At 70.8% G+C, this 22,737-nt stretch carries 18 protein-coding genes; 10 read left to right on the top strand and 8 right to left on the bottom strand.

Translation table 11 applies throughout. The features are described 5' to 3' along the window. Positions 1-39 precede the first annotated feature (39 nt). Positions 40-1,374 carry a class II 3-deoxy-7-phosphoheptulonate synthase gene (locus Pka01_RS31410; RefSeq protein ID WP_203886568.1) on the top strand — a complete coding sequence of 445 codons (1,335 nt, stop codon included), beginning with the start codon at positions 40-42 and terminating at the stop codon, positions 1,372-1,374. Positions 1,375-1,433: 59 nt separating this feature from the next. Next, entirely contained in the window at positions 1,434-2,228 is a 795-nt protein-coding gene (locus tag Pka01_RS31405) for an SAM-dependent methyltransferase (protein WP_203886567.1), read from the top strand. Between the two features lie 34 nt (positions 2,229-2,262). Here the strand turns inward: Pka01_RS31405 and trxA are convergent, their stop codons facing one another. Then, the gene (trxA, locus tag Pka01_RS31400) at positions 2,263-2,631 is read right to left on the bottom strand and encodes a thioredoxin (RefSeq protein ID WP_203886566.1); all 369 of its coding nucleotides are present in this window, start codon (positions 2,629-2,631) and stop codon (positions 2,263-2,265) included. A gap of 118 nt (positions 2,632-2,749) precedes the next feature. Here trxA and ctaD point away from each other — a divergent pair, with 118 nt between their 5' ends. Then, on the top strand, positions 2,750-4,432 hold the full coding sequence (gene ctaD / locus Pka01_RS31395; protein WP_203886565.1) for an aa3-type cytochrome oxidase subunit I: 1,683 nt from the start codon (positions 2,750-2,752) through the stop codon (positions 4,430-4,432). A 10-nt stretch (positions 4,433-4,442) separates the two neighbouring features. Here ctaD and Pka01_RS31390 read toward each other — a convergent pair whose 3' ends face one another. Continuing rightward, a complete protein-coding gene (locus Pka01_RS31390) occupies positions 4,443-6,818 on the bottom strand; it encodes an ExeM/NucH family extracellular endonuclease (RefSeq protein WP_239115632.1) in 2,376 nt (791 codons plus the stop codon). 281 nt (positions 6,819-7,099) lie between these two features. Further along, the gene (locus Pka01_RS31385) at positions 7,100-7,555 is read right to left on the bottom strand and encodes a universal stress protein (RefSeq protein WP_203886563.1); all 456 of its coding nucleotides are present in this window, start codon (positions 7,553-7,555) and stop codon (positions 7,100-7,102) included. A 221-nt stretch (positions 7,556-7,776) separates the two neighbouring features. Here Pka01_RS31385 and Pka01_RS31380 point away from each other — a divergent pair, with 221 nt between their 5' ends. Beyond that, entirely contained in the window at positions 7,777-8,553 is a 777-nt protein-coding gene (locus Pka01_RS31380) for a permease prefix domain 1-containing protein (RefSeq protein WP_203886562.1), read from the top strand. On the opposite strand, the gene Pka01_RS31375 is transcribed toward Pka01_RS31380, so the two are convergent. Then, a complete protein-coding gene (locus Pka01_RS31375) occupies positions 8,451-8,774 on the bottom strand; it encodes a PadR family transcriptional regulator (protein ID WP_203886561.1) in 324 nt (107 codons plus the stop codon). The genes Pka01_RS31380 and Pka01_RS31375 overlap by 103 nt on opposite strands. Before the next feature lie 86 nt (positions 8,775-8,860). On the opposite strand from Pka01_RS31375, the gene Pka01_RS31370 reads away from it, so the two are divergent. From Pka01_RS31370 to cydC, 4 genes are read left to right on the top strand one after another with little or no spacing between them, the layout of a single operon-like run. Beyond that, positions 8,861-10,045 (top strand): cytochrome ubiquinol oxidase subunit I, encoded by a 1,185-nt coding sequence (locus tag Pka01_RS31370; RefSeq protein WP_203886560.1) that lies wholly within the window; start codon positions 8,861-8,863, stop codon positions 10,043-10,045. Positions 10,046-10,056: 11 nt separating this feature from the next. Then, entirely contained in the window at positions 10,057-10,818 is a 762-nt protein-coding gene (locus Pka01_RS31365) for a cytochrome d ubiquinol oxidase subunit II (RefSeq protein ID WP_203886559.1), read from the top strand. A gap of 32 nt (positions 10,819-10,850) precedes the next feature. After that, on the top strand, positions 10,851-12,569 hold the full coding sequence (gene cydD, locus Pka01_RS31360) for a thiol reductant ABC exporter subunit CydD (RefSeq protein WP_203886558.1): 1,719 nt from the start codon (positions 10,851-10,853) through the stop codon (positions 12,567-12,569). Then, entirely contained in the window at positions 12,566-14,266 is a 1,701-nt protein-coding gene (gene cydC / locus Pka01_RS31355) for a thiol reductant ABC exporter subunit CydC (protein WP_239115630.1), read from the top strand. Before cydD ends, cydC begins: the two co-directional genes overlap by 4 nt. A gap of 195 nt (positions 14,267-14,461) precedes the next feature. Here the strand turns inward: cydC and Pka01_RS31350 are convergent, their stop codons facing one another. The 3 genes from Pka01_RS31350 to lon all read right to left on the bottom strand — a co-directional run bounded on the left by Pka01_RS31350 (position 14,462) and on the right by lon (position 19,948). Next, a complete protein-coding gene (locus Pka01_RS31350) occupies positions 14,462-15,751 on the bottom strand; it encodes a S1C family serine protease (RefSeq protein WP_203886557.1) in 1,290 nt (429 codons plus the stop codon). A 134-nt stretch (positions 15,752-15,885) separates the two neighbouring features. Continuing rightward, positions 15,886-17,421, bottom strand: coding sequence for an acyl-CoA synthetase (locus Pka01_RS31345; protein WP_203886556.1), 1,536 nt, complete (start codon positions 17,419-17,421; stop codon positions 15,886-15,888). Between the two features lie 163 nt (positions 17,422-17,584). Beyond that, positions 17,585-19,948 carry an endopeptidase La gene (gene lon, locus Pka01_RS31340; RefSeq protein WP_203886555.1) on the bottom strand — a complete coding sequence of 788 codons (2,364 nt, stop codon included), beginning with the start codon at positions 19,946-19,948 and terminating at the stop codon, positions 17,585-17,587. A 269-nt stretch (positions 19,949-20,217) separates the two neighbouring features. Here lon and Pka01_RS31335 point away from each other — a divergent pair, with 269 nt between their 5' ends. Next, positions 20,218-20,544: a DUF8820 family protein gene (locus Pka01_RS31335; RefSeq protein WP_203886554.1), complete on the top strand. Its 327-nt coding sequence runs from the start codon at positions 20,218-20,220 to the stop codon at positions 20,542-20,544. After that, the gene (locus tag Pka01_RS31330) at positions 20,544-21,800 is read left to right on the top strand and encodes a DUF6745 domain-containing protein (RefSeq protein ID WP_203886553.1); all 1,257 of its coding nucleotides are present in this window, start codon (positions 20,544-20,546) and stop codon (positions 21,798-21,800) included. Before Pka01_RS31335 ends, Pka01_RS31330 begins: the two co-directional genes overlap by 1 nt. Here Pka01_RS31330 and Pka01_RS31325 read toward each other — a convergent pair. Continuing rightward, positions 21,776-22,666: an STM4011 family radical SAM protein gene (locus Pka01_RS31325; RefSeq protein WP_203886552.1), complete on the bottom strand. Its 891-nt coding sequence runs from the start codon at positions 22,664-22,666 to the stop codon at positions 21,776-21,778. The genes Pka01_RS31330 and Pka01_RS31325 overlap by 25 nt on opposite strands. Positions 22,667-22,737: the final 71 nt, after the last annotated feature.

Below are 22,737 nucleotides of genomic sequence, written 5' to 3'. Positions count from 1 at the left end.
ACAGGTCGCAGCCCACCGGGTGGCATAACCTAGTGTGTCGTGAGCGCTAATCACCTCGATACGTGGCGTGACCTGCCCGTGGCCCAGCAGCCGGACTGGCCCGACCGCGGCGAGCTCGTGCGGGTCGTCGACGAGCTCAAGGGCCTGCCGCCCCTGGTCTTCGCGGGCGAGTGCGACCAGCTGAAGCAGAGCCTCGCGGCCGTCGCCAGGGGCGAGGCCTTCGTGCTCCAGGGCGGCGACTGCGCGGAGACCTTCGCGGGCGCGACGGCGGAGAACGTCCGCAACAAGCTGAAGACGCTGCTGCAGATGGCGATCGTGCTCACCTATGCCGGCCGCGTCCCCGTGGTCAAGATCGGCCGGGTCGCCGGCCAGTTCGCCAAGCCCCGCTCCAAGGACACCGAGACCCGCGACGGCGTGGAGTTGCCCGCCTACCGCGGTGACATGGTCAACGGGTTCGACTTCACCCCCGAGGCGCGCCGCCCCGACCCCGCCCGCCTGCTGCGGGCCTACCACTCATCGGCGGTCACGCTGAACCTCGCCCGGGCCTTCACCAAGGGCGGCTACGCCGACCTGCGGCAGGTGCACGCCTGGAACCAGGACTTCGTCGCCGAGTCGCCGGCGGGCCGCCGTTACGAGAAGCTGGCCAGGGAGATCGACCAGGCGCTCGCCTTCATGCGCGCCTGCGGGGCCGAGCCCGAGGAGTTCCACACCGTCGAGTTCTACTCCTCGCACGAGGCGCTGATCCTCGACTACGACCGGGCGCTCACGCGGATCGACTCCCGGACCGGCCAGCCGTACGACGTGTCGGCCCACATGGTCTGGATCGGCGAGCGCACGCGGCAGCTCGACGGCGCGCACGTGGAGTTCTTCAGCAAGATCCGCAATCCCATCGGCGTGAAGCTCGGCCCGACCACGACGCCCGAAGAGGCGATCGCGCTGATCGACAAGCTCAACCCGGACAACGAGCCGGGCCGGCTGACGTTCATCAGCCGCATGGGCGCTGGCCGGGTCCGCGACGCGCTTCCGACGCTCGTCGAGAAGGTGCGGGCGAGCGGCGCCACGGTGGCGTGGATCTGCGACCCCATGCACGGCAACACCTTCGAGGCGCCGAGCGGGCACAAGACCCGCCGGGTCGACGACGTGCTCGACGAGGTGGCGGGCTTCTTCGAGGTCCATCACGCCCTGGGGACGCACCCGGGCGGGGTCCACATCGAGTTCACCGGCGACGACGTCACCGAGTGCGTCGGCGGCGGGCACGAGATCGCGGAAGAGGATCTCGCGCTGCGCTACGAGACGGCGTGTGATCCACGCCTCAACCGCGGTCAGTCCCTGGATCTGGCGTTCCGGGTGGCCGAGCTCTACCGTTCCACCTGACGCGCAGAACGCCGCGCTACCCCCCCACGCGACGCCCGCGAGCCCTGAAAGAGACGAAGATGACGGATCCCCGGCCCGCCCCCGAGGGCGTGGACCCGAACACCCCCAACGTCGCCCGGATGTACGACTACTTCCTGGGCGGGAAGAACAACTTCGCCGCGGACAGGGCGGCCGCCGAGAGCATCCTGGCGACGTTCCCCGACACCCGGTCGTCGGCCATCGAGGGCCGTGCCTTCCTGGCCAGGGCCGTGCGGACGCTCGTGGACGCCGGCGTCCGCCAGATCGTCGACATCGGCTCCGGCCTGCCCACGCAGGGCAACGTGCACGAGATCGCGCACGTGACGGCGCCGGACACGCGGGTGACCTACGTCGACTACGACCCGGTGGTGTGCTCGCACGCCCGGGCCCTGCTCGGCGGCGACCCACACGTGTCCGTCGTGCGGGCGGACTTCCGTGAGCCGGACGACCTGATCCGCCGGCTCGAGGGGCTGGTCGACTTCGACCGGCCGGTCGCCTTCCTGATGTTCGCCATACTCCATTTCATCCCCGACTCGGCGAAGCCGTACGAGGTGGTGGGGCGGCTGCGCGATCTGAGCGCCCCGGGGAGCTACCTGGCGATCTCCCATGCGCGCGACGCGCGCCCCGAGCTCACGCCCGAGGCCCTGGAGATCTACAACCGGGCGACGGCGTCGCTCGCGCTGCGGACGCACGAGGAGATCACCCGGTTCTTCGAGGGATACGAGCTGCTGGAGCCGGGGCTCGTCTACCCGGAGGACTGGCGACCCGACCCCGACGAGCCCCGGCTCGAGCAGGCGCCCTCGGCCGGTTTCAGCGCCGTCGGCCGCAAACCCTGAACCCCCCGGCGCGGGGCGGGCCGCCCGTCCCGCGTCAGTTCTGCTGGCCGGCCTCCGCCGCGATCTCGGCGCGGATGGCGTCCATGTCGAGCGCGCGCAGCTGGGTGATCAGGTCCGTCAGTGCGGGCGCGGGGAGCGCGCCGGGCTGCGAGAACACCACGATGCCGTCCCGGATGGCCATGATCGTGGGGATCGCCGTGATCTCGAATCCCTGGGACAGCGCCGGCTGAGCCTCGGTGTCGATCTTGCCGAACGTGATGTCGCCGTGCTCCTGGGACGCCTTCTCGAAAATCGGCGCGAACGTGCGGCAGGGGCCGCACCACGACGCCCAGAAGTCCAGCAGGACGATGCCGCTGTCGGCGATTTCGTTGAAGTTCTGCTCGGTCACCTCAATGGTCGCCACGGGGCGACTCCTTTCATCCGTTCCGTCACTTGCACAACCACACCTGCGATCTCAGCATTCCACCGCACGGCACCGGGTATCAGCACACGGGACCTCCTTCTCGAAAAGGAGTAACCGCATGACCACTGAAGTCGTGAGACCCGTTCCCGAACAACGGCGGCTGGGCACGGTCCTGGCCGCCTGGTTGTCGAGCACCGACCACAAGGTCATCGGGCACCTCTATCTGATCACCACGTTCGGCTTCTTCCTGGTCGGCGGCCTCATGGCGATGGTGATCAGGGCCGAGCTGCTCGAGCCGGGCCTGCAGTTCGTCAGCCTGCAGCGCTACAACGAGATGTTCACCCTCCACGGCACGATCATGCTGCTGCTGTTCGCCACGCCACTGTTCGCCGGGTTCGCCAACGAGATCATGCCGCTCCAGATCGGCGCGCCCGACGTGGCGTTCCCCCGGCTCAACATGGTCAGCTACTGGATGTTCCTGTTCGGCGGTCTCATGGTGCTCGGCAGCTTCGTGGTGGGGGGCGCGCCCGCCTTCGGCTGGACGGCCTACTCCCCCCTGTCCGGGCGGGAGTTCAGCCCCTCACCGGGCGGCGACCTGTGGATCATGGGCCTGGCGCTGTCCGGCCTCGGCACGATCCTCGGGTCCGTCAACTTCATCACCACGATCATCACGATGCGGGCGCCGGGCATGCACATGTTCCGGATGCCGATCTTCACGTGGAACGTTCTGTTCACGTCGATCCTGGTGCTGCTGGCCTTCCCCGTGCTGGCGGCGGCGCTGCTGGTGCTGGAGGCTGACCGAAAGCTCGGTGCGCGCGTCTTCGACGCCGAGACCGGCGGGGCGATGATCTGGCAGCACCTGTTCTGGTTCTTCGGGCATCCCGAGGTCTACATCATCGCGGTGCCGTTCTTCGGCATCATCACCGAGATCATCCCGGTGTTCAGCCGCAAGCCGCTGTTCGGCTACATCGGCATGGTCGGCGCGACGATCGCCATCACCGCGCTGTCGGCGACCGTGTGGGCGCACCACATGTTCGCCACCGGCCAGGTGCTCCTGCCGTTCTTCTCGGTCATGACGTTCCTGATCGCGGTGCCGACCGGGGTGAAGTTCTTCAACTGGACCGGCACGATGTGGCGAGGCCACCTCAGCTTCGAGACTCCCATGTTGTGGGCGGTCGGGTTCCTCGTCACGTTCCTGCTCGGCGGACTCACCGGCGTGATCCTCGCGTCGCCGCCGCTCGACTTCCACGTGACCGACAGCTACTTCGTCGTCGCGCACTTCCATTACGTGGTGTTCGGCACCGTGGTGTTCGCGATGTTCGGCGGGTTCTACTTCTGGTGGCCCAAGTTCACCGGCACGATGCTGAACGAGACCCTCGGGAAGATCCACTTCTGGATGCTCTTCATCGGGTTCCACCTGACGTTCCTGATTCAGCACTGGATCGGCGTGATCGGGATGCCGCGGCGCTACGGCGACTACTCCGCCGCCGATGGCTTCACGGAATTCAACGTGATCTCCAGCGCGGGGGCGTTCCTGCTGGGCGCCTCGACGCTGCCGTTCATGTACAACGTCTGGCGCACGTGGAGGCGCGGCGAGCGGGTCACCGTCAACGACCCCTGGGGCTCTGGCAATTCGCTGGAGTGGGTCACCACGTGCCCGCCGCCGCGCCACAACTTCACTCATCTCCCGCCGATCAGGTCGGAACGGCCGGCCTTCGACCTGCGCTATCCGAAAACCGGGGGGATGCCGGGAGAGCCCCCCGCCGGGAAGCGCGACGCGATCGACCCGGCGGGGGGCTAGCAGACCTGCCTCAGCCCAGGTCGAGCCCGAACAGAAGCGGATCGTGGTCCGACGAGCGGAACGCGCCCGGCGAGTACAGCGACGGCGGGTTGAACTCGGTGTTGTAGTCCATGAACCGGCCTTCGTCGGCGTTGATGTGCCAGATCGTCGCCCCGGTCACCCGCTTGAGCAGCTGCTTGCCGACCATCACGTGGTCCAGCTCGCCCGACAGGCTGTCGAAGACGTAGCTGTAGCGGTCCTGCTTGTCGATGAACTTCTTGCTCAGGCTCGTGAGCTTCCCGGCCTCCAGCGTGTGGATCGGGTCCTCCTCGCCGTAGGCGTTGAGGTCGCCGGCCACGACGGGGTTGGGCAGGTGGAAGGTGTCGATCAACCCGAGCACGGCCTGCGCCTGGCGGACGCGCTCGGCGTTGAAGCAGCTCTGGCCGTCGCCCTGGTCGAGGTCGGCTCCGGTCGCGCCGTCGCAGCCCTTCGACTTGAAGTGGTTGACGATCATGGTGAAGATCCGGCCGTCGTCGTCGTCCCTGGTGCGCTGGAACATCTGGATCAGCGGCGGGCGGCGGAACACCGGGTCGGTGGAGGACTGCGGGGCTCCCACGGGCTTCACCACGGCAGGCTTGTAGATCAGGGCCACCTGGATCTCGTCGGTTCCGGGAACCGGGGAGGTGATGCCCTTGTACGTGCCCGCGCCGACCTCGGCGTTGAGCGCGTCCACCAGGGCGTTCAGCGCGGTGGCGCCGTTGTTCTCGACCTCCATGAGGCCGGCCACGTCCGGGTCCAGGCCCTTCAGCGTCGCGACCAGCTTGGCGAGCTGGCGCTGCCGCTCCTCGTCGGTGTTGGCGCCGCGCTTGTTCAGCGTCGTGAACCAGTTGAGCGTGTTGAGGCTCGCCACCTGGACGTCGCCGCCCACCTTGGCCGGCTTGGCCGGACGGGGGTTGTCGGCGGCGAAGACCACCGGCGTGGTCGGCTCCACCCGGTAGAGGTCGAAGCCGTAGGTCAGGATGCCGGTCAGCCCGGTGGTCCCGTCACCCACGCGTACCGTGTTCAGGCCGTTCGTGTGGTATGGCAGGACCGGGGGGTTCTGCACGTTGGACGCGTCGTCCAGCAGGATCCGGCGGGCCTGGTTGGCGGCGGGGTCGACGTTGTCGCGGTCGGTCGGCTGGAAGAGCCGGCCGTTCGCGGACAGGGTGACCTCACCGAAGCGGCCCAGGTTGTAGACCTCGGAGACGGTGAGCTCCTGGGGGAAGGTGACGAGCACGCCTTCCAGCGATTCGAGGGTCCTGTCGGAGGCGAGCGGCAGCCTCACCGTGGCGGTCTTGACCTTCCCGGTGCCGCAGACGTCCACGGCGGAGACCGGGGACAGCTCCGTGAGGCCGTTGAACTCGACGACGGTGCCGGTGACCCGCACCCGGTCACCGATGGCGGCGGGCCTCGGGGTGAACACGAACACCGCGTCGGAGGTGGCCGGGTTCGCGTCCGGCGTCGGGTCCTGGACGTAGAAGCCGCTCAGCTGGTTCGTGCCCTGGAAGTCCGCGGTCACCACACCCTCGATGCGGACCGCCTGGCCGACGAGGGGCGAGGCGTCGCCCGCGCCCTGGACGTCGGCGATCTGGTGGGTCACCGGCACGGCGCACGAGGAGGGAGCCGTGGGGGTCGGGGTGGGAGTCGGGGTCGGCGTGTCCGACGGAGTGGGGGTCGGCGTCGGAGTGTCCGAGGGGGTTGGGCTCGGAGTGGTCCCCCCGCACGGCGCGGCGGCCGTCGCGCTGTTGCGCGGCGCGGGGGCGCCGGCGTCGAAGTCCGCGGCGTTGCTGTCGGTGTCGGCGCAGCCGCCGTCCTTGCGGATCGCGGCGGTGGTGTTGGTCAGCGCCGGCGCTGCGGCGCCCTCGAAGTAGTTGGCCGAGCCGTAGCCGACGAGGTCGGCGATGTCGGCGGCCTGCTCGGGGGTGCACGGGATGGAGCCGCCGTTGCAGGCCAGGCCCGTGGCGGACCGGACCAGCGCGACCTTTCCCGCCGTGCCGCTCAGGGCGAGGTTCCCCGTGGTGTCAGGGGCCGGGAGCGCTCCACTCGGAGTGGTGCCCGCCCCGAGCTGGACGAGGTGGTAGCGCCCCGGAGCCAGGGAGCCCGCGAGGTCCACCTTGTTGGAGGAGAAGGGGCCGGTGCCGGTGGCGCTGGCGTACTGGACCGACCAGCCGTCCAGGGAGACCGTCGCGGCGCTGCGGTTGAACAGCTCGACGTAGTCGTTGGTCAGCGGGGCGCCGGTGTTGCCTCCTCCGCCGTACACCTGGCTGATCACCACGGTGCCGGGCTCCGCCGATGCCGGGGTCAACGACAGTGTGGTGACGCCGGCCACCACGACGCCGACGGCCACGAATGCGGCGGCGGCACGCACGGCCTTTCTCGGCGTGGACCTGAGACGACCACGGACATGGTCATAAGCACGGGATAAAGGGAGCATGACCCGGACTTTATGAGGATATGACCGGGTCAGTCGGTCCTATAGGTGACTACAGAATGAAATCGTATGAACTTGCCAATCAGTGAAGTCTCAGGCCGTACGGGTCCTGCCGTTGCGTTCCGTTCCGATTTCCGACGTGATCTTCCGACGGCACCCGGCAAACGGAAAGGCGCACGCGACCGGGAAAAATCCCCGGCGGAAATCGTCGTCCGGGACTAGGAAACGCTCCCTGCGAGCATCTCCCCCGTGGAACGGCCGTGCAGCATCCCCGGCAGCACGACCACGACCGGGCAGTTCGCCCGGAGCAGGCAGGCGGCCACGACGGGATTGATCACCGGGTACCGCTCCGCGTCGGCGTCGTCGGCTCCGAGCACCAGCAGGTCGGCGTCGGCGGCCGCCTCCAGCAGGACCCGTGCGGGCGGCCCCTCCACGACGGCCGACTCCACATGGTCCTCGCCGAGCTCGTCCACGGCCCGCATGGCCAGTTCGGCCGCGGCACGACGCTCGTCGTCACGCGAACTCCGGCCGGCCAGCGGCGCGTAGGGGGCGTGCAGCCCGCCGGACCACTCCCAGGCGTACACCGCCTCGACGTCGGCGCCGCGCAGGCGGCCCTCCGCCGCCGCCCAGCGCAGTGCGGCCGACGAGGCCGCCGAGCCGTTGATACCAACCACGATCTTCGCCTGATGCACTGTCCCGCCTCGCTCTCCCCCCGAAGTATCTCCTACCAGGATTAATCAGGTGTTGCTGGCGCGAAACGTCAGAAAGACAAAATCGTCGACGGAAAGAGCTCCGGGGTCGGGTCAGGGTTCCCCCTGATGGCGAGTCATGAGAACGGCCAATACCCTGGCGGCGATCCTGTCATGTCCGGAAATCCACGCGGGGAGGGCCGACGGTGCCGACGAGTCCGATCGACGACTACGTGGCCGGGCTCCGCCGACTTCTCCACGGCCCGGTCCGGGCCAGGCGGGACCTGCTCGCCGAGGCGCGGGACGGGCTGCTCGACGCGGCCGAGGCGTACGAGGCCGAGGGACACACCAGAGCCGAGGCCGAGCGCCTGGCGATCGAGGACTTCGGACATCCGGCGGAGATCGCCCCGGGCTACCAGGAGGAACTGGCGGTGGGCCAGGCCCGCAGGACCGCCGCGCTGCTGTTCGTGAGCGTGCCGCTCACCACGCTGATGTGGAGCGTGATCTGGCGGTTCTATCCGCTGCCGGCCTCGGCTGCCACTCCGCCCGAGTGGTTCTGGACGGTCAGCAGGCTTCTCGACTACATACAGCTCGCGACCGGGGTCGCGGGAGGCTTCGCCCTGGTCGCCTTCGGCCGGGGGTTGCGGGTGGTGCGGCGGCCCCTGCCCCTCGCTCGCGCACTCGGCCTGCTCGTGCTGCTCCAGATCCCGGTGAGGATCGTGATGGGCATCGCCCTCGTGCGGGGCGCCGACGGCCCCCCGGGGTTCGAGGACTTCACGCCGGGCGTGGCCGTCTCCGTCATCACCTATGTGCTGGGCGCGTGGCAGCTGCTCAGCGCGGCCCTCTGCCTCCTTCACAGCCGCGTCCCCCACAGCCCCGTTCACCGCGACGGGTCGAGCACGCTCCCGATGGCCGTCGTGAACGACTTCCACGCCGACCGCTCCCCCGCGAGCGCCGCGCGGCCCGAGTCCGTCAGGCGGTAGGTGCGCCGCTTGCGCCCGCCGGCCACGGCCCACTCCCCCGCCAGGTAGCCGGCCCGCTCCAGCCTGCGCAGCGCCGGATAGACCGTCCCCGTCGGAACGTCGAGCGCGCCGTCGCTGCGCTCGCGCAGCGCCTCGATGATGGCGTATCCGTGCAGGGGCTCGCGCTCCACCACGGAGAGCAGCAGGGCGTCCATGTGCCCTCGCAGCGTGTCGGGGTTCACGGCCGCAGCTTATCCCGGTTCCACATGTAGCGAGTCTACATGTAGCCTGTCTATATGTAGACGGTCTATTTATTGAGGAGCCCCCCGTGGACGTCGTCGACCTCGCGCGGACGCAGTTCGCCGTGACCGGCAGCCTGCACTTCCTGTTCGTCGTGCTGACCCTCGGCCTCGCCCCGCTCGTGGCGATCATGCATACGCGCTACGCGGTCACCGGCGATCCCCTCCACGAGCGGATGACCCGCTTCTGGGGGCAGATCTATGTGATCAACTACGCGCTCGGCATCTTCACCGGGCTGGTCATGGAGTTCCAGTTCGGGCTGAGCTGGAGCGGCCTGTCGCGATACGCGGGCGACGTCTTCGGCGCGCCGCTCGCCATCGAGACGCTCGTGGCCTTCTTCCTCGAGTCCACGTTCCTCGGCTTGTGGATCTTCGGCTGGCATCGGCTGCCCCGGGCACTTCACGTGACCTGCATCTGGCTGGTGACGCTGACCGCCTATGCATCGGCCTTCTGGATCATGGTGGCGAACTCGTTCCTCCAGCACCCCGTCGGCTCCGTCGAACAGGGCGGCCGCCTGGTGCTGCGCGACTTCGGAGCGCTGCTCACCAATCCGAACCTCGTCTTCGCACTCCCCCATGTGATCAGCGCCGGTCTGTGGACCGGCGGGTTCGTCCTCATGGGAGCCAGCGCCTACCACCTGTTCCGGCGCACGGCCGAGCGTGAGTTCTTCACCCGGTCGCTCCGGATCGGCGTGGTCACCGCGACCATCGGCTCCGCGCTCACCGTCGGGTTCGGATACGCCCAGTTCGGCGTGATCGAGGCCACCCAGCCCGGCAAGTTCGACGCCGCCCCGGAGTCCGCGCTCGGTCTCATGATCGGGATCGGGCAACTTCTCCAGTTCGGGGTGATGTTCGTCCTGTTGCCCCTGCTGATCAGGAACCTGCTCGCCCGGTGGCGGTGGCTGCATCCGCTCCTGATGCTCATCACGCCTCTGCCGTTCGTCGCGGCGATCGCCGGATGGCTCGTGCGCGAGATGGGCCGCCAGCCGTGGCTGGTGTACGGAAAGCTCTCCGTCGCCGACGCCATGACGCCGGGACTCTCCAAGGCCGCGATCACCGGGTCGTTCATCGGCTTCGCCGGCGTGCTCGGACTGCTCGCCCTCATCGACTACCTGCTGATCGCCCGTGCCGTACGCCGTGGTCCCGGTCAGGTGTCCCTCGGCATGCCGGACCGGCCGGCCGACCCCGTTCCCCAGCCCGCCCACTCGCTCTGAGGACCACGACCATGGAGATCATCTGGTTCGGCGCCCTCGCCGTCCTCTTACTCGGCTACTTCGCCCTGGAGGGCTTCGACATCGGACTCGGCATTCTGCTGCCCGTACTCGGCAGGTCTCAGGGCGACCGGGACCGGCTCGTCGGGGCCATGGCGCCGTTCGTGCTCGCGGGCGAGGTCTGGCTCGTCGCGCTGGTCGGCGTCCTGTTCGGCGCCTTCTCCACCCTGGAAGGCGAGGTGCTCAGCGGCCTCTATCCCCTGGTGGTCGCGCTCCTCCTGACGTGGATCACACGCGACGCCGGCCTGTGGTTCCGCCGTCGCGCCGACGGCGCCGCCTGGCGGAGGGTGTGGGACGGCGCCATCAGCCTCGGCTCGGCCGGGCTGGCCCTCACCTGGGGCATGTCGCTGGTGGCGCTGGCGCGCGGGCTCTCGGCTCCCCTGCTCACCCTGGAGGGCGTCGGCGGCGGGATCGTGGTCGCGCTGGCGTTCTGCCTCCACGGCTGGACCTTCGCGGCGTGGCGGCTGCCCGGCGACCCCGTGGTCCGCGGCGCGCGGCGCACCGGGCGAGGCCTGGCGCTGACGGCTCTCGCTGCCGCGATCCCCGCCGGGCTCACCGTCGCCGTCGTGGCCTCCGCTCTCATCGAGCACGCCGCCCCGCCCGAGACACTGACCACCATGGGTGCGATCGTGTTGCCGTGCGTCCCGATCCTCATCGGCGCGCAGGCGTGGGTGTGGCGCACCTTCAGCAGGGGCCCACTGCCCACGTTCTTCTGACCGCCTGCTGACCACGTCCGATTGGGCCCGCGTTGCACAAGGATCTTCTGCGGCTCGCACGATCCGAACCGACCGTGCGGCCGCACCTCGCCGCCTGCCTGGCCGCGGCCGTGGCGGCGGGCCTCCTCGTCCTCGTGCAGGCGGAACTGCTGGCGGGCGTGCTCTCCGGCCGGTTCACCACGGCCGTCCTGATTCCGCTCGCACTCGTCGTCGCGGCGCGCGGACTGCTCGGCTGGGCACGCGGCGTCTTCGCCGGCCGCACGGCCGTCGCGGTGAAGTCGCAGCTGCGCCGGCGGCTGCTGTCACGTTTCCAGGAGCAGGACGCGGGATCCGCGCGGTCCGGCGAACTCGTCACGCTCGCCGGGCGCGGCCTCGACGCGCTGGACGCCTACCTCACCGGCTACCTGCCCGCCGTGGCCGTTGCCGGCGTCATCCCGATCGCGGTCGTCGTACGGCTCTTCGCCGCCGACCTCGGGACCGCCGTCATCGTTCTGCTCACCCTGCCGCTCATCCCGATCTTCGGGGCACTGGTCGGCTGGACCACCCGGGCGGTGACGCGGCAGCAACTGGAGGCCCTCACCCGGCTGGGCGGCCACTTCCTCGACGTCGTCCGCGGCCTTCCGACCCTGCGGGCCTTCGGCCGCGCCCGTCACCAGGCCTCGGTGATCGAGCAGGTCGCCGCGGCCCATCGGACCGCGACGATGCGGACGCTGCGGGTCGCGTTCCTGTCGTCGCTCGTGCTGGAACTCGTGGCCTCGCTGTCCCTCGCCCTGGTCGCCGTCCCCGTCGGCCTGCGCCTGCTGTCGGGCTCGCTCGACCTGCACACGGCGTTGCTGGTGCTCCTCCTGGCCCCCGAGGCCTACCTCCCCCTCCGGGCGATGGGCACCACCTTCCATGCCGCCATGGAAGGAGTCGCCGCCGCCGACCAGGCCTTCTCCCTCATCACCCCCACCCCTGGACGTGACCCTGGGCGTGATCATGCACAGATTCGCGTGCACGCCCCTGACCAGCCCACTCCTCCCCGTGATCATGCACAGATTCGGATTCAAGCCGCTGACCTGCGAATATCCGGCCGTGATCATGCACCGCCGGCGATCCGGCTCGAAGGTGTCACCGTCCGGTACCCCGGCCGCGGCGAGGACGCGCTCGACGACGTCACGCTGGAGATCGCGCCGGGCGAGAAGGTGGCCGTCATCGGCCCCAGCGGCGCGGGCAAGAGCACGCTGCTCCACGTCCTGCTCGGGTTCGTCACCCCGTCCCGTGGCCGGGTCCTGATCGACGGCGCCGACCTCGCCGGTCTGGACCTCGAGGAGTGGCGACGACGGCTCGCCTTCGTGCCCCAGCGCCCCCATCTGTTCGCCGCGACCGTCGCGGACAACATCTCCCTGGGAGCGGACGTGTCGCCGGACGAGGTCCGTACGGCTGCCGCCGCCGCGCAGGCGGCCGAGTTCGTGGAGGCCCTGCCGTACGGCTACGAGACGGAACTCGGCGAGCGCGGGGCGAACCTGTCGGCGGGCCAGCGTCAGCGGGTGGCGCTCGCCCGGGCGTTCTGCCGGCCGTCGGCGGAGGTGCTCCTGCTCGACGAGCCGACGGCGCGCCTTGACGGCCGGAGCGAGGCCGCGGTCGTCGCGGCCACGCGCACGCTCGCCGAGGGCAGGACCGCGATCATCGTCGCCCACCGCCCCGCCATGATCGAACTGGCCGACCGCGTCATCCGCCTGGGTGACCACGCCGAGAGGGGGGCCGCATGACCGGCACGCCGCTCCGGCTTCTCACGCCCGGGATGCCGCGCAGGCTCGTGCTCGCGACGCTCGCCGGGGCGGCCGCCGACCTCGCCGGAATCGCACTGATCGCGGCGGCCGCCTGGATGATCACGAGGGCGGCCGAGCAGCCTCCCCTCGCCGCACTGTCCGTCGCCATCGTGGCGGTGCGGGCCTTCGCCACCACCCGCGGGCTCTTCCGGTACGGCGAGCGTCTCGCCGGGCACGACGTCGCCCTCCGCGCCCAGGCGGGCACGCGCGAACGCCTGTACCAGGCGCTCGTCCCCGCAGGACCGCTGCCGCGCCGCGGCGCCGACCTGCTCAGCCGGATGGTCGACGACACCGACGCCGTGCAGGATCTGCTCGTCCGCTGCCTGCTGCCCGCCGTCGCCGCGCTGCTCGCCGGGACCGCCGCCGTGGTCCTCGCCGCGTTCGTCCTGCCCGCCGCGGCGCTCCTGCTCGCCGCCGGCCTGCTGGTGGCGGGCGTGGCCCTGCCGGCCGCCACGGCCGTGGCCGCCCGGAGGCGGTCGGCGCGGATCGCCCCGGCCAGGGCCGAACTCGCGGCGCGCGTGGCCGACCTCGTCCACGGCGCGGCCGACCTCGCGGCGTACGGCGCCCGCGACCGGGCCCTGTCGGCCGGAATGGAGGCGGACGCACGCCTCGCGCTGCTCGAGCGCGGCCGGTCACGGGTCGACGCCGCGGCGCTGGGGCTGGGCGTGCTCGTTCAGGGGCTGACGGTGGTGGCCGTCGTGCTCGCGGCCAGCTCAGCCGACCTGGACGGCGTCGCGACCGCCGTGCTCGCCCTGACCGCGCTGGTCTCCTTCGAGCCCGTGCTGCCGCTCGGCGCGGCGGGCGAACGCCTCGCCGGCGTGCTGGCCGCCCTGCGGAGGCTGCGGGAGATCGGCGCGACGCCAGCGGCGGTGACCGAGCCCGGAACTCCCCTGCCGTTGCCGGACGAGCCGCCGGCCCTTGAGATCGAGGATCTGGTGGTCCGCCATGGGGACCGGGCGCCCGCGCTCAACGGCGTCAGCCTGAGCATCGCGCCCGGCGACAGGGTCGCGATCGTCGGGCCGAGCGGCGCGGGGAAGAGCACCCTGCTGGCCGCGCTCATGCGGACCGTGGACATCGAGTCCGGAAACATCATGCTCAACGGGGTGGACATCCGGCGGTTCGCCTCCGACGACGTCCGCACCCGGATGACCGGGCTCATCCAGGACCCCTACGTCTTCCAGGCCACCCTGCGCGACAACCTCCGGCTCGCCGGCCCCGACGCCTCCGACGACGACCTCGCCCGTGCCGTACGGCAGGCCCGCCTGGACGACTGGACGGGCCGCACCGGATGGGACACGACGCTCGGGGAGGACGGGCGGACGGTGTCCGGCGGGCAACTCCAGCGTCTCGCCCTGGCCCGCGCCCTGCTGTACGACCCTCAGGTGCTCCTGCTTGACGAGCCCGCTGAGGCCGTCGACGAGGAGACGGCGGACGCCCTGCTCGCCGACCTGCTCGACGCCACGCGGGGCCGTACGACGCTGCTGGTCACCCACCGGCTGCGCGGGCTGGAGCAGGTGGACGAGATCGTCGTGCTGGAGGACGGGCGGGTCGTGCAGCGCGGCCCGCACCACGCCCTGGTCTCCGTGCCCGGCTACTACCGGGACCTGTGGGAGTCCGAGGCGCTCACCCGCCGCTGACACGGCTCCCACACTCCGGTGGCTCGAACGGCGCTCGAAACGGCGACGGGCCGACGGCCGCTGAGGGCCGCCGGCCGGGGACGGTCGCGAGGACGCTTCCTGGGGCCTGCCGGGGGTGTTCCGGGGAGTTCCTGGGACGTGCCGGGGACTTCCTGGGACGTGCCGGGGACTTCCTGGGACGTGCCGGTGGTGACGTCAGCTCGTCGCCGACTGCTCCGCGAGCGTGATCGAAACCGTGGACACCTTGCCGTTGCGCGAGTAGGTGATGGTGACCTTGTCGCCGGGACGGGAGCTGCGGATCTCGCCGACGAGCGTCTCCGCGCTGTCGACCACCTTCTCGTTCACCTTGGTGACCAGGTCGCCGTCCTGGAGGCCGGCCTTGGCGGCCGGGCTCCCGGCCGTGATCGAGCTGATCACGGCGCCTTCCGCGTCACCGGTGGCGTCGGCCAGGCTCACCCCGAGGAAGGCGTGGGTCGCCTTGCCCGTCTTGATGAGCTGGTCGGCGACCTGACGGGCGGTGTTGATCGGGATCGCGAAGCCCACGCCGATGTTGCCCGAGCTCTGCCCGGAGGTCGCGATGGCGGTGTTGATGCCGATGACCTGGCCGGCCGCGTTGACGAGGGCGCCGCCCGAGTTGCCCGGGTTGATCGCCGCGTCCGTCTGGACCATGCCGCCGATCGTCGTTCCCGGCTCCTGCTGCCGCTGCTGCCCGAACGGGAAGGGCTGCTGCGGCTCGTCCCCGCCCTCGGTGAGGGTGCGGTCGAGCGCGCTCACGATGCCGGACGTGACCGAGCCCTCCAGGCCCAGCGGGCTGCCGATCGCGAGCACCGCGTCGCCGACCTGGAGCTTGTCGCTGTCGCCGAGCGAGGCCGGCGTCAGGCCGGACACGCCCTGCGCCTGGATCACGGCGAGGTCGGTCGTCGGGTCCGTGCCCTTGACCGTGGCCGAGGCCGTCTTGCCGTCGCTGAACTTGACGGTGACGTCTCCGCCGCCCTGGCCCAGCTCCGCGACCACGTGATTGTTGGTCAGGATCAGGCCGTCGGCCGAGAGGATCACACCCGATCCCTCCCCGCCGCCGTTCTGCGTCGTGATCCTGATCGACACCACCGAAGGCTGGATGGCCTTGGCCACCTCGGCGATGGTGTTGACCGTGGTGTTCGACGCGGGATTCACGAGCGGGCTGGAGATCACGGTCTGGCCGTCGCTCGTGGCGTTGGCGACGAGGGCCCCCGTGACCCCACCGCCGATCGCCACGGCGGCGAGCGCGAGACCGGTGAACACCTTCTGCCTGCCGGTCATGCCGGTCTTCTGCCTCGGCGGCGGCACCGGCCCTCCGTACGGCGCGGTGTCGTACGGCCCCGGGCCGCCGTAGGCGCCGTAGGCGCCGTACTGGCCCTGCTGGGGCGGAGTCCTGCCGAACTGGCTCCAGCCGTGACCGGGGAGTACCTCGGTGTCGTTGCCGCGACCCTGCTCCTCCGAGCTCATCGCCATCCCCCTCATTTGGATCTGCCGGTGATCCGGCTCTCCGCCGGTACAACCACTACGATGGCAAATCCTCGATAAGGTCACGCTAAGCGATCAGCGGTTCCCACCGGCGGATGCCGCACGCGGCTCTTATATCACGACGTCGCGGGCCAGTATTCATCGCGCAGCAGGCGCTTGTACAACTTGCCCGTCGGATGTCTCGGAAGTTCGTCGCGGAAATCCACCGACTTCGGGCACTTGTAGTGGGCCAGCCGCGCCCGGCAGTACTCCATGAGCTCGTCGGCGAGCGCCGGCCCGGCCTCCTCCGGGTCGACCGGCTGGACGACGGCCTTAACCTGCTCGCCCATCTCCTCGTCCGGGACGCCGAAGACGGCGACGTCGGCCACCTTGGGGTGGACGGACAACACGTTCTCGGCCTCCTGGGGATAGACGTTCACCCCACCAGAGATGATCATGTAGGAGCGGCGGTCGGTGAGGTAGAGGAAGCCCTCCTCGTCGACGTATCCGATGTCACCGAGCGTCGTCCAGCCCCTGCCGAGCGGGTCCTGCGCCGAACGGGTCTTGTCCGGGTCTCCGTGATAGACGAACCGGGGGCCGTCGGCGAAGTAGACCGTCCCGTGCTCGCCCGCGGGCAGCTCGGCGCCCTGCTCGTCGCAGATGTGGACGACGCCGAGCAGCGGCCTGCCTACCGTTCCCCGGTGCTTCAGCCAGTCCTGCGAGCCGACGTAGAGGAAGCCGTTGCCCTCGGTGCCCGCGTAGTACTCGTGGATGATCGGGCCCCACCACTCGATCATCTGCTCCTTGACGGGGACGGGGCAGGGGGCGGCGGCGTGGATGGCGCACGTCAGCGAGGACAGGTCGTAGCGCTCCCGGACCTCGGGCGGCAGCTTCAGCATCTTGATGAACATCGTCGGCACCCACTGGGAATGCGTGACGCCGTACCTCTCGATGAGCTGGAGCGCCTCCTCGGGGTCGAACCTCTCCATCACGACGATGGTCGCCCCGGCCCGCTGGAAGTTCATGCAGTACCGCAGGGGGGCCGCGTGATAGAGCGGGGCCGGCGACAGGTAGACGCTGCCGGGGGTGGGGGCGAACAGGAACTGGATCAGCTGCAGGAGCGGCCCCGCAGAGTCGAGCGGCATCTTGCTCAGCGTGGGCTTGACCCCCTTCGGCCGCCCGGTGGTGCCCGACGAGTAGAGCATGTCGACGCCCTGGCACTCGTCCGCGATGGGCGTCACCGGCTGCGCGGCCGTCGCCTCCTCGTAGGACGTGAAGCCGGGCGCCGTGCCGTCGAGCATCAGCCGCACCTCGACGCCGGGCGTATCACCGGTCACGGAGGTGGCGACGGCGGCCAGCTTCGCCGAGGAGATGAACACCCGGGCGCCGCAGTTGTTCAGGACGTAGGCGAGTTCCTCCGACTGGAGGCGGGAGCTGATCGCGGTGTAGTAGAGGCCGGCGCGGTGGGCGGCCCAGGCGATGGTCAGGAAGTGCGGATGGTTCTCCAGCATGAAGGCGACGTGGTCGCCCGGCTGGAGCCCGGTGGCCCGGAACAGTTGGGCCAGGCGGTTGGACTCCTCGTCGAGTTCCCGATACGTGACCACGCGGCCGGAGCCCGCCATGATCACCGCCGGCTTGTCTGGCGTCTCGGCCGCGATGGCTCCCGGATGCATGACAGAACATTACTCGGGCGCTCGCGCCCGGCGAAAGATCTTCCCGGCCGCCTCCGCCCGGCCGGTGCGCGGGCCTTGCGAACGCCTGCGGCCCGAAAGGCCGGCCCGGGAACGCGTACGGCTCGCGCCTCGGGAAACGAGGGCGCGAGCCGTACGTGGTGGGTCAGGCGGCCGCCGTCTGGGCCACCGTCGCCGGGGTGAGGGCCAGGTCGAGGACCTCACGGACGTCGCTCACCGGGTGAACGGTGAGGTCGGCGAGCACGTCGGCCGGGACGTCGTCCAGGTCGGGCTCGTTGCGCGCCGGGATGAGCACGGTCGTGATCCCGGCCCGGTGGGCGGCGAGCAGCTTCTGCTTCACGCCGCCGATCGGGAGGACGCGCCCCGTCAGGGACACCTCCCCGGTCATCGCCACGTCGCCGCGGACCGGACGGCCTGACAGGAGCGAGGCGAGGGCGGTCGTCATGGTGACGCCCGCAGAAGGCCCGTCCTTCGGCACCGCGCCCGCCGGCACGTGGATGTGGACCTGGCGGTCCTTGAGCGACCCGACCGGCAGCTCAAGCTCCACGCCGCGTGAGCGCAGGTAGGACAGCGCGATCTGGGCCGACTCCTTCATCACGTCGCCGAGCTGGCCGGTGAGGGACACACCGGTCGAGCCCGTCTCCGGGTCGGCCAGCGAGGCCTCCACGTAGAGCACGTCGCCGCCCGCCCCCGTGACCGCGAGACCGGTGGCCACGCCCGGCACCGCCGTACGCTGCCTGGCCTCGGGGAGCGAGGACTCGGGCACGTGCCTCGGACGGCCGAGGTAGGGCACCAGGTCGTCGGCCGTGACCGCGACGGGGAGTTCGGCCTGGCCGAGCGAGACGTTGGCCGTGACCTTGCGCAGGATGCGCGCGACCGACCGCTCCAGCGACCGGACGCCCGCCTCGTGGGTGTACTCCCCCGCGAGCCGGCGCAGCGCGCCCTCGTCGATCGTCACGTCGTCGGCCGTGAGGCCCGCCTTCTCCAGCTGGCGCGGGAGCAGGTGGTCACGGGCGATGGCGACCTTCTCGTCCTCGGTGTAGCCGTCGAGCGTGACGATCTCCATGCGGTCGAGCAGCGGCCCGGGGACCTGCTCGAGCACGTTGGCCGTCGCGAGGAACAGCACGTCGCTCAGGTCGAGCTCGACCTCCAGGTAGTGGTCGCGGAACGTGTGGTTCTGCGCCGGGTCGAGCACCTCGAGCAGCGCCGCCGTGGGGTCGCCGCGGTAGTCGGAGCCCACCTTGTCGATCTCGTCGAGCAGCACGACGGGGTTCATCGAGCCCGCCTCGCGGATGGCCCGCACGATCCGGCCGGGCAGCGCGCCCACGTAGGTGCGCCGGTGCCCGCGGACCTCGGCCTCGTCCCGGATGCCGCCTAGCGCGACACGGACGAACTTGCGGCCCATCGCCCGCGCGACCGACTCGCCCAGGGAGGTCTTGCCCACTCCGGGCGGGCCCGCCAGCGCCAGGACGGCGCCGCTGCGACGTCCGCCGACGACCCCGAGCCCCTGGTCGGCCCGGCGCTTGCGGACCGCGAGGTACTCGATGATGCGGTCCTTCACGTCGGCGAGCCCCGTGTGGTCGGCGTCGAGCACCGCGCGTGCGCCGGCGATGTCGTACTCGTCGGTCGTGTGCGTGTTCCACGGGATGTCGAGGACCGTGTCCAGCCAGGTCCGGATCCAGCCCGTCTCCGGCGACTGGTCCGAGGTGCGCTCGAGCTTGTCGACCTCCTTGAGGGCGGCCTCGCGGACCTTCTCGGGCAGCTCGGCCGCCTCGATGCGGGACCGGTAGTCCTGCTCCTCGTCGGCCGGCTCGCCGTTCAGCTCGGCCAGCTCCTTGCGGACCGCGGCCAGCTGCTGGCGCAGCAGGAACTCGCGCTGCTGCTTCTCCATGCCCTCCTGGACGTCCTTGCGGATGGTCTCCGCCACGTCCAGCTCGGCGAGGTGGTCACGCGCCCAGCCGACCAGCTTCTCCAGCCGCTCGGTGGGGTCCGCGGTCTCCAGGAGGAACTGCTTCTGGGGCGTCGTCAGCCACGGCGCGTAGCCCGAGCTGTCGGCCAGCACCGAGGGATCGTCGATCTTGTTGACCGCGTCGACGACCTGCCAGGCTCCGCGCTTCTGCAGGATCGTCGTGGTGAGGGACTTGTACTCCTTGGCGAGCTCGTCGGCCCTCGGCCCGGTGGCGATCGCCTCGATCACCGTCGCCTCGACCCACAACGCCGCTCCGGGGCCCGTAGTCCCGATGCCGACACGCATCCGGTTCACACCGCGGACCACGGCCGCCGGCTCCCCTCCGGGAAGCCGCCCGACCTGCTCCACCACAGCGGACACACCGGCCGCGCCGTAATGGCCGTCCACACGCGGCACCAAGAGCACCTGGCTCTCGCCACCGCTGGCCCGTGCCGCGTCGATGGCCGCCCGGACCTCGGAATCCGACAGGTCGAGGGGGACCACCATGCCGGGCAGGACGACCTCGTCGTCCAGGGGCAGGACGGGAAGTATCTGTGTCATGCGCACTCCCAAGGTTGAGTTATGCCGACTCAACTAACAGGAGCCCGAGTGTGTTCCCACATTTGCGCGTGTTCGCTGCGAGCGATCGTAATTCTGTAATCAGGCTGATCAGAGCCTTGGCTCGTGCACGGAACGAAGGAGCCTCCGCGCGGCGGCCGCGTGAGGAACCTCCCGGCTTCGCCGCGGAACCGGCCCCTGCGGTCGCAGGCGCACTCCGGGAAATGTCGGTGGCGGCCGATAACTTCCCGATCAGGTCGGAGAGGAGTGCGATGTACCGCCAGGGAGACATCCTGATCGTGCCGGTGCCGGAAGAGAGTGTGCCCGCGGCCGCTCGGACGGGCCCGCCGGAGCCGCGTGACGCGCGGGGCCGCCTCGTGCTGGCCCTGGGAGAGGCCACCGGTCACGCCCATGCGATCGCCGGCCCGGGGACGCTGCTGCTCGATCGGGATCCGAGCCGCCCGGGCTTCCTGCACCTGCCGTCCGGCGGGCGCCTGGTCCACGAGGAGCACGCCGCGATCTCGCTGCCGAAGGGGTGGTATCGGGTGGTCCGCCAGCGTGAGTACGTTCCCGGCGCCTTCCGGGTGGTGGCCGACTGATGACCGCCACACTGAGCTCTCCGCCCGGGCCCGGCACCCTGCCGCTGGGCTCGGATCCCGGTTCCTGGCAGGAGACGGCGCTCGCCACGGGCCCCGCCGACCGCGCCGCGGCCGAAGAGGGGGTGCGGCAGGCCTACTGGGACGCCGGCCTGACCATGCCGGAGCGGATCGTCTGGCTCGGCTCCCCCTTACGCGGCGCCGTCGCGGCCCTGCTGCTCGCTGACCCCGCGAGCGCGGAGACGCTCGAGCGGGCGGGTCTCGGCGGGCTCGCCGAGGAGGTGCTGCTCCAGCTTGAGGCACCGGACTCACCGACGGGCCCGGCTGTGGACCCGGTGGCCGGCCGGGCGCCGAGGCCTGATGACGGCCCGGCGGTGAACTCGCCGGCCGACGGGGCGACGGGCGCAGCAGGCGCGTCGGTGCGCACGGCTATCCGCACACTTCCGTGGGAGCGGGCGAGGGCCGCCGTCCACGCCTCGCTCGGCCCGGCAGGCTGGGCCGACGCGTGGGCGGGCAGCGGCGGGCGGCTCTGGCAGCCGGTGAACAGGACGGTCTCCGACATACGGCGCCGGATGGCGGAGATGGGAGGCGAGACCGCGGGCGAGCTTCTGCGTGGGGCGACGCTCGACGCGGTCCTCGGTCAGCACGACGCCGCCTGGTTGTGCGTCTTCGACCCGGCCTCCGGGGTACGGGCGGGCGTCGCCGAGGCACAGCGCGCGGCCCTCGGAGGTCTGGCCGCGGTCGCGCGAACGGCAGGCTGGTGGTGGCCGTTCGAGCGGATCGCACTCATCTGCGAGCGCCCGATGGAGGCGCACCGCGACGAGGCCGGGCGGCTCCATCGGGCCGACGGGCCGGCGATGTCCTTCCCCGACGGGTTCGCGCTCCACGCCTGGCACGGCATGCCGGTGCCCGACGGGTTCGGCGCCACGATGGCCTCGGTCGACGCCGAGCGGATCCGGGCCGAGGAGAACGCCGAGCTGCGCCGGGTGATGCTGGAGCACTACGGCTTCGAGCGTTACCTCAAAGAGTCCAACGCGTCTCCCATGCACCGGGACGAGACGGGCACGTTGTGGCGCCTCGCCCTGCCCGGCGACGAGGATCTCGTGATGGTCCAGGTCGTCAACTCCACGCCGGAGCCCGACGGCAGCCGCCGCACCTACTTCCTCCGGGTGCCGCCGTCGACCTCGCGAGCACGGGAGGGAGTCGCCTGGACCTTCGGGGTGCCCGAGGCCGACTACCGCCCCGAGAAGGAGACCTGACCGGGAGGATCGGCGGGCCGGGCCGGCACACGCTCGAGGATTCCCCCGGCGAAGACGTCGTAGAGGCCCAGCGGCTCCAGGTGCACGTACCCGATGTGGCAGTCGCAGGCCGCCGCCGGGCACGGCCGGGGTCGCAGGGCCTCGCGGAAGGACCCGTCGTAGAGATTGCCGAGTTCGGCGGGGATGAAATGACACCGCCTGACCATGCCGTCGCCGTTCACCGAGATCACCGTCTCACCCGTACGGCACGGCAGGCCGGCGCTCAGATGCGGGCGGCGGCTGTACCCGAAGAGCGGATCGATCGCGGTCCACTCGGCCGCTTCCGCGTCGGTGTAGCGGCGCCCCTCCTCGGCGTTCACCCACAGGTAGGTCGGCTCGGGGAGGTCCGCCCGAAGCCGGCGGGCAGGGGCGAGGTGGTCCGGATGGCCCACGATGCCGACGCTGTGCCGTACGCCTAACCGGTCCAGATCGCGGCATTTGGCGAGAAAGCGGTCGTAAGCGACCTGACTCGGGTGGTACGTACACCACAACGCGAGGCTGCCCAGATCGGCCTCGGCGAGCCAGCCGGTGCGGCAGCTCAGGTTCGTCTGGATCGCCACCGTGCGGACGTGACCGAGGCGGCTGAGCCCGATCATCGCCTCGCGGTACCACGAGCGCACGAGCCCCTCACCCCACGGCGTGAACAACACCGAGATCGGGTGGTCCTGCTCCGCGACCCACGTGGTGAATCGCTTCAGCGCGGCCCGGTCGGCGCGCAGCCGGTCGGGGTCGTCCCGCCGCTTGGCGAACGGGCAGTAGGCGCAGTCGTAGTCGCAACTCGCCAGCGGACCGCGGTAGAGGATCGACAGGTGCCCGTCCGCTGTCATCAACGCTCCTCGTACGCCCGCATCAGTGCTCCTCGCACGCCCGCTCAACGCTCCTTGCACGCCTGCATCAG

Origin of the sequence: Planotetraspora kaengkrachanensis (assembly GCF_016862895.1) — a bacterium.
Taxonomy (GTDB): domain Bacteria; phylum Actinomycetota; class Actinomycetes; order Streptosporangiales; family Streptosporangiaceae; genus Planotetraspora; species Planotetraspora kaengkrachanensis.
This window is presented reverse-complemented; position numbering and strand designations above follow the sequence as displayed.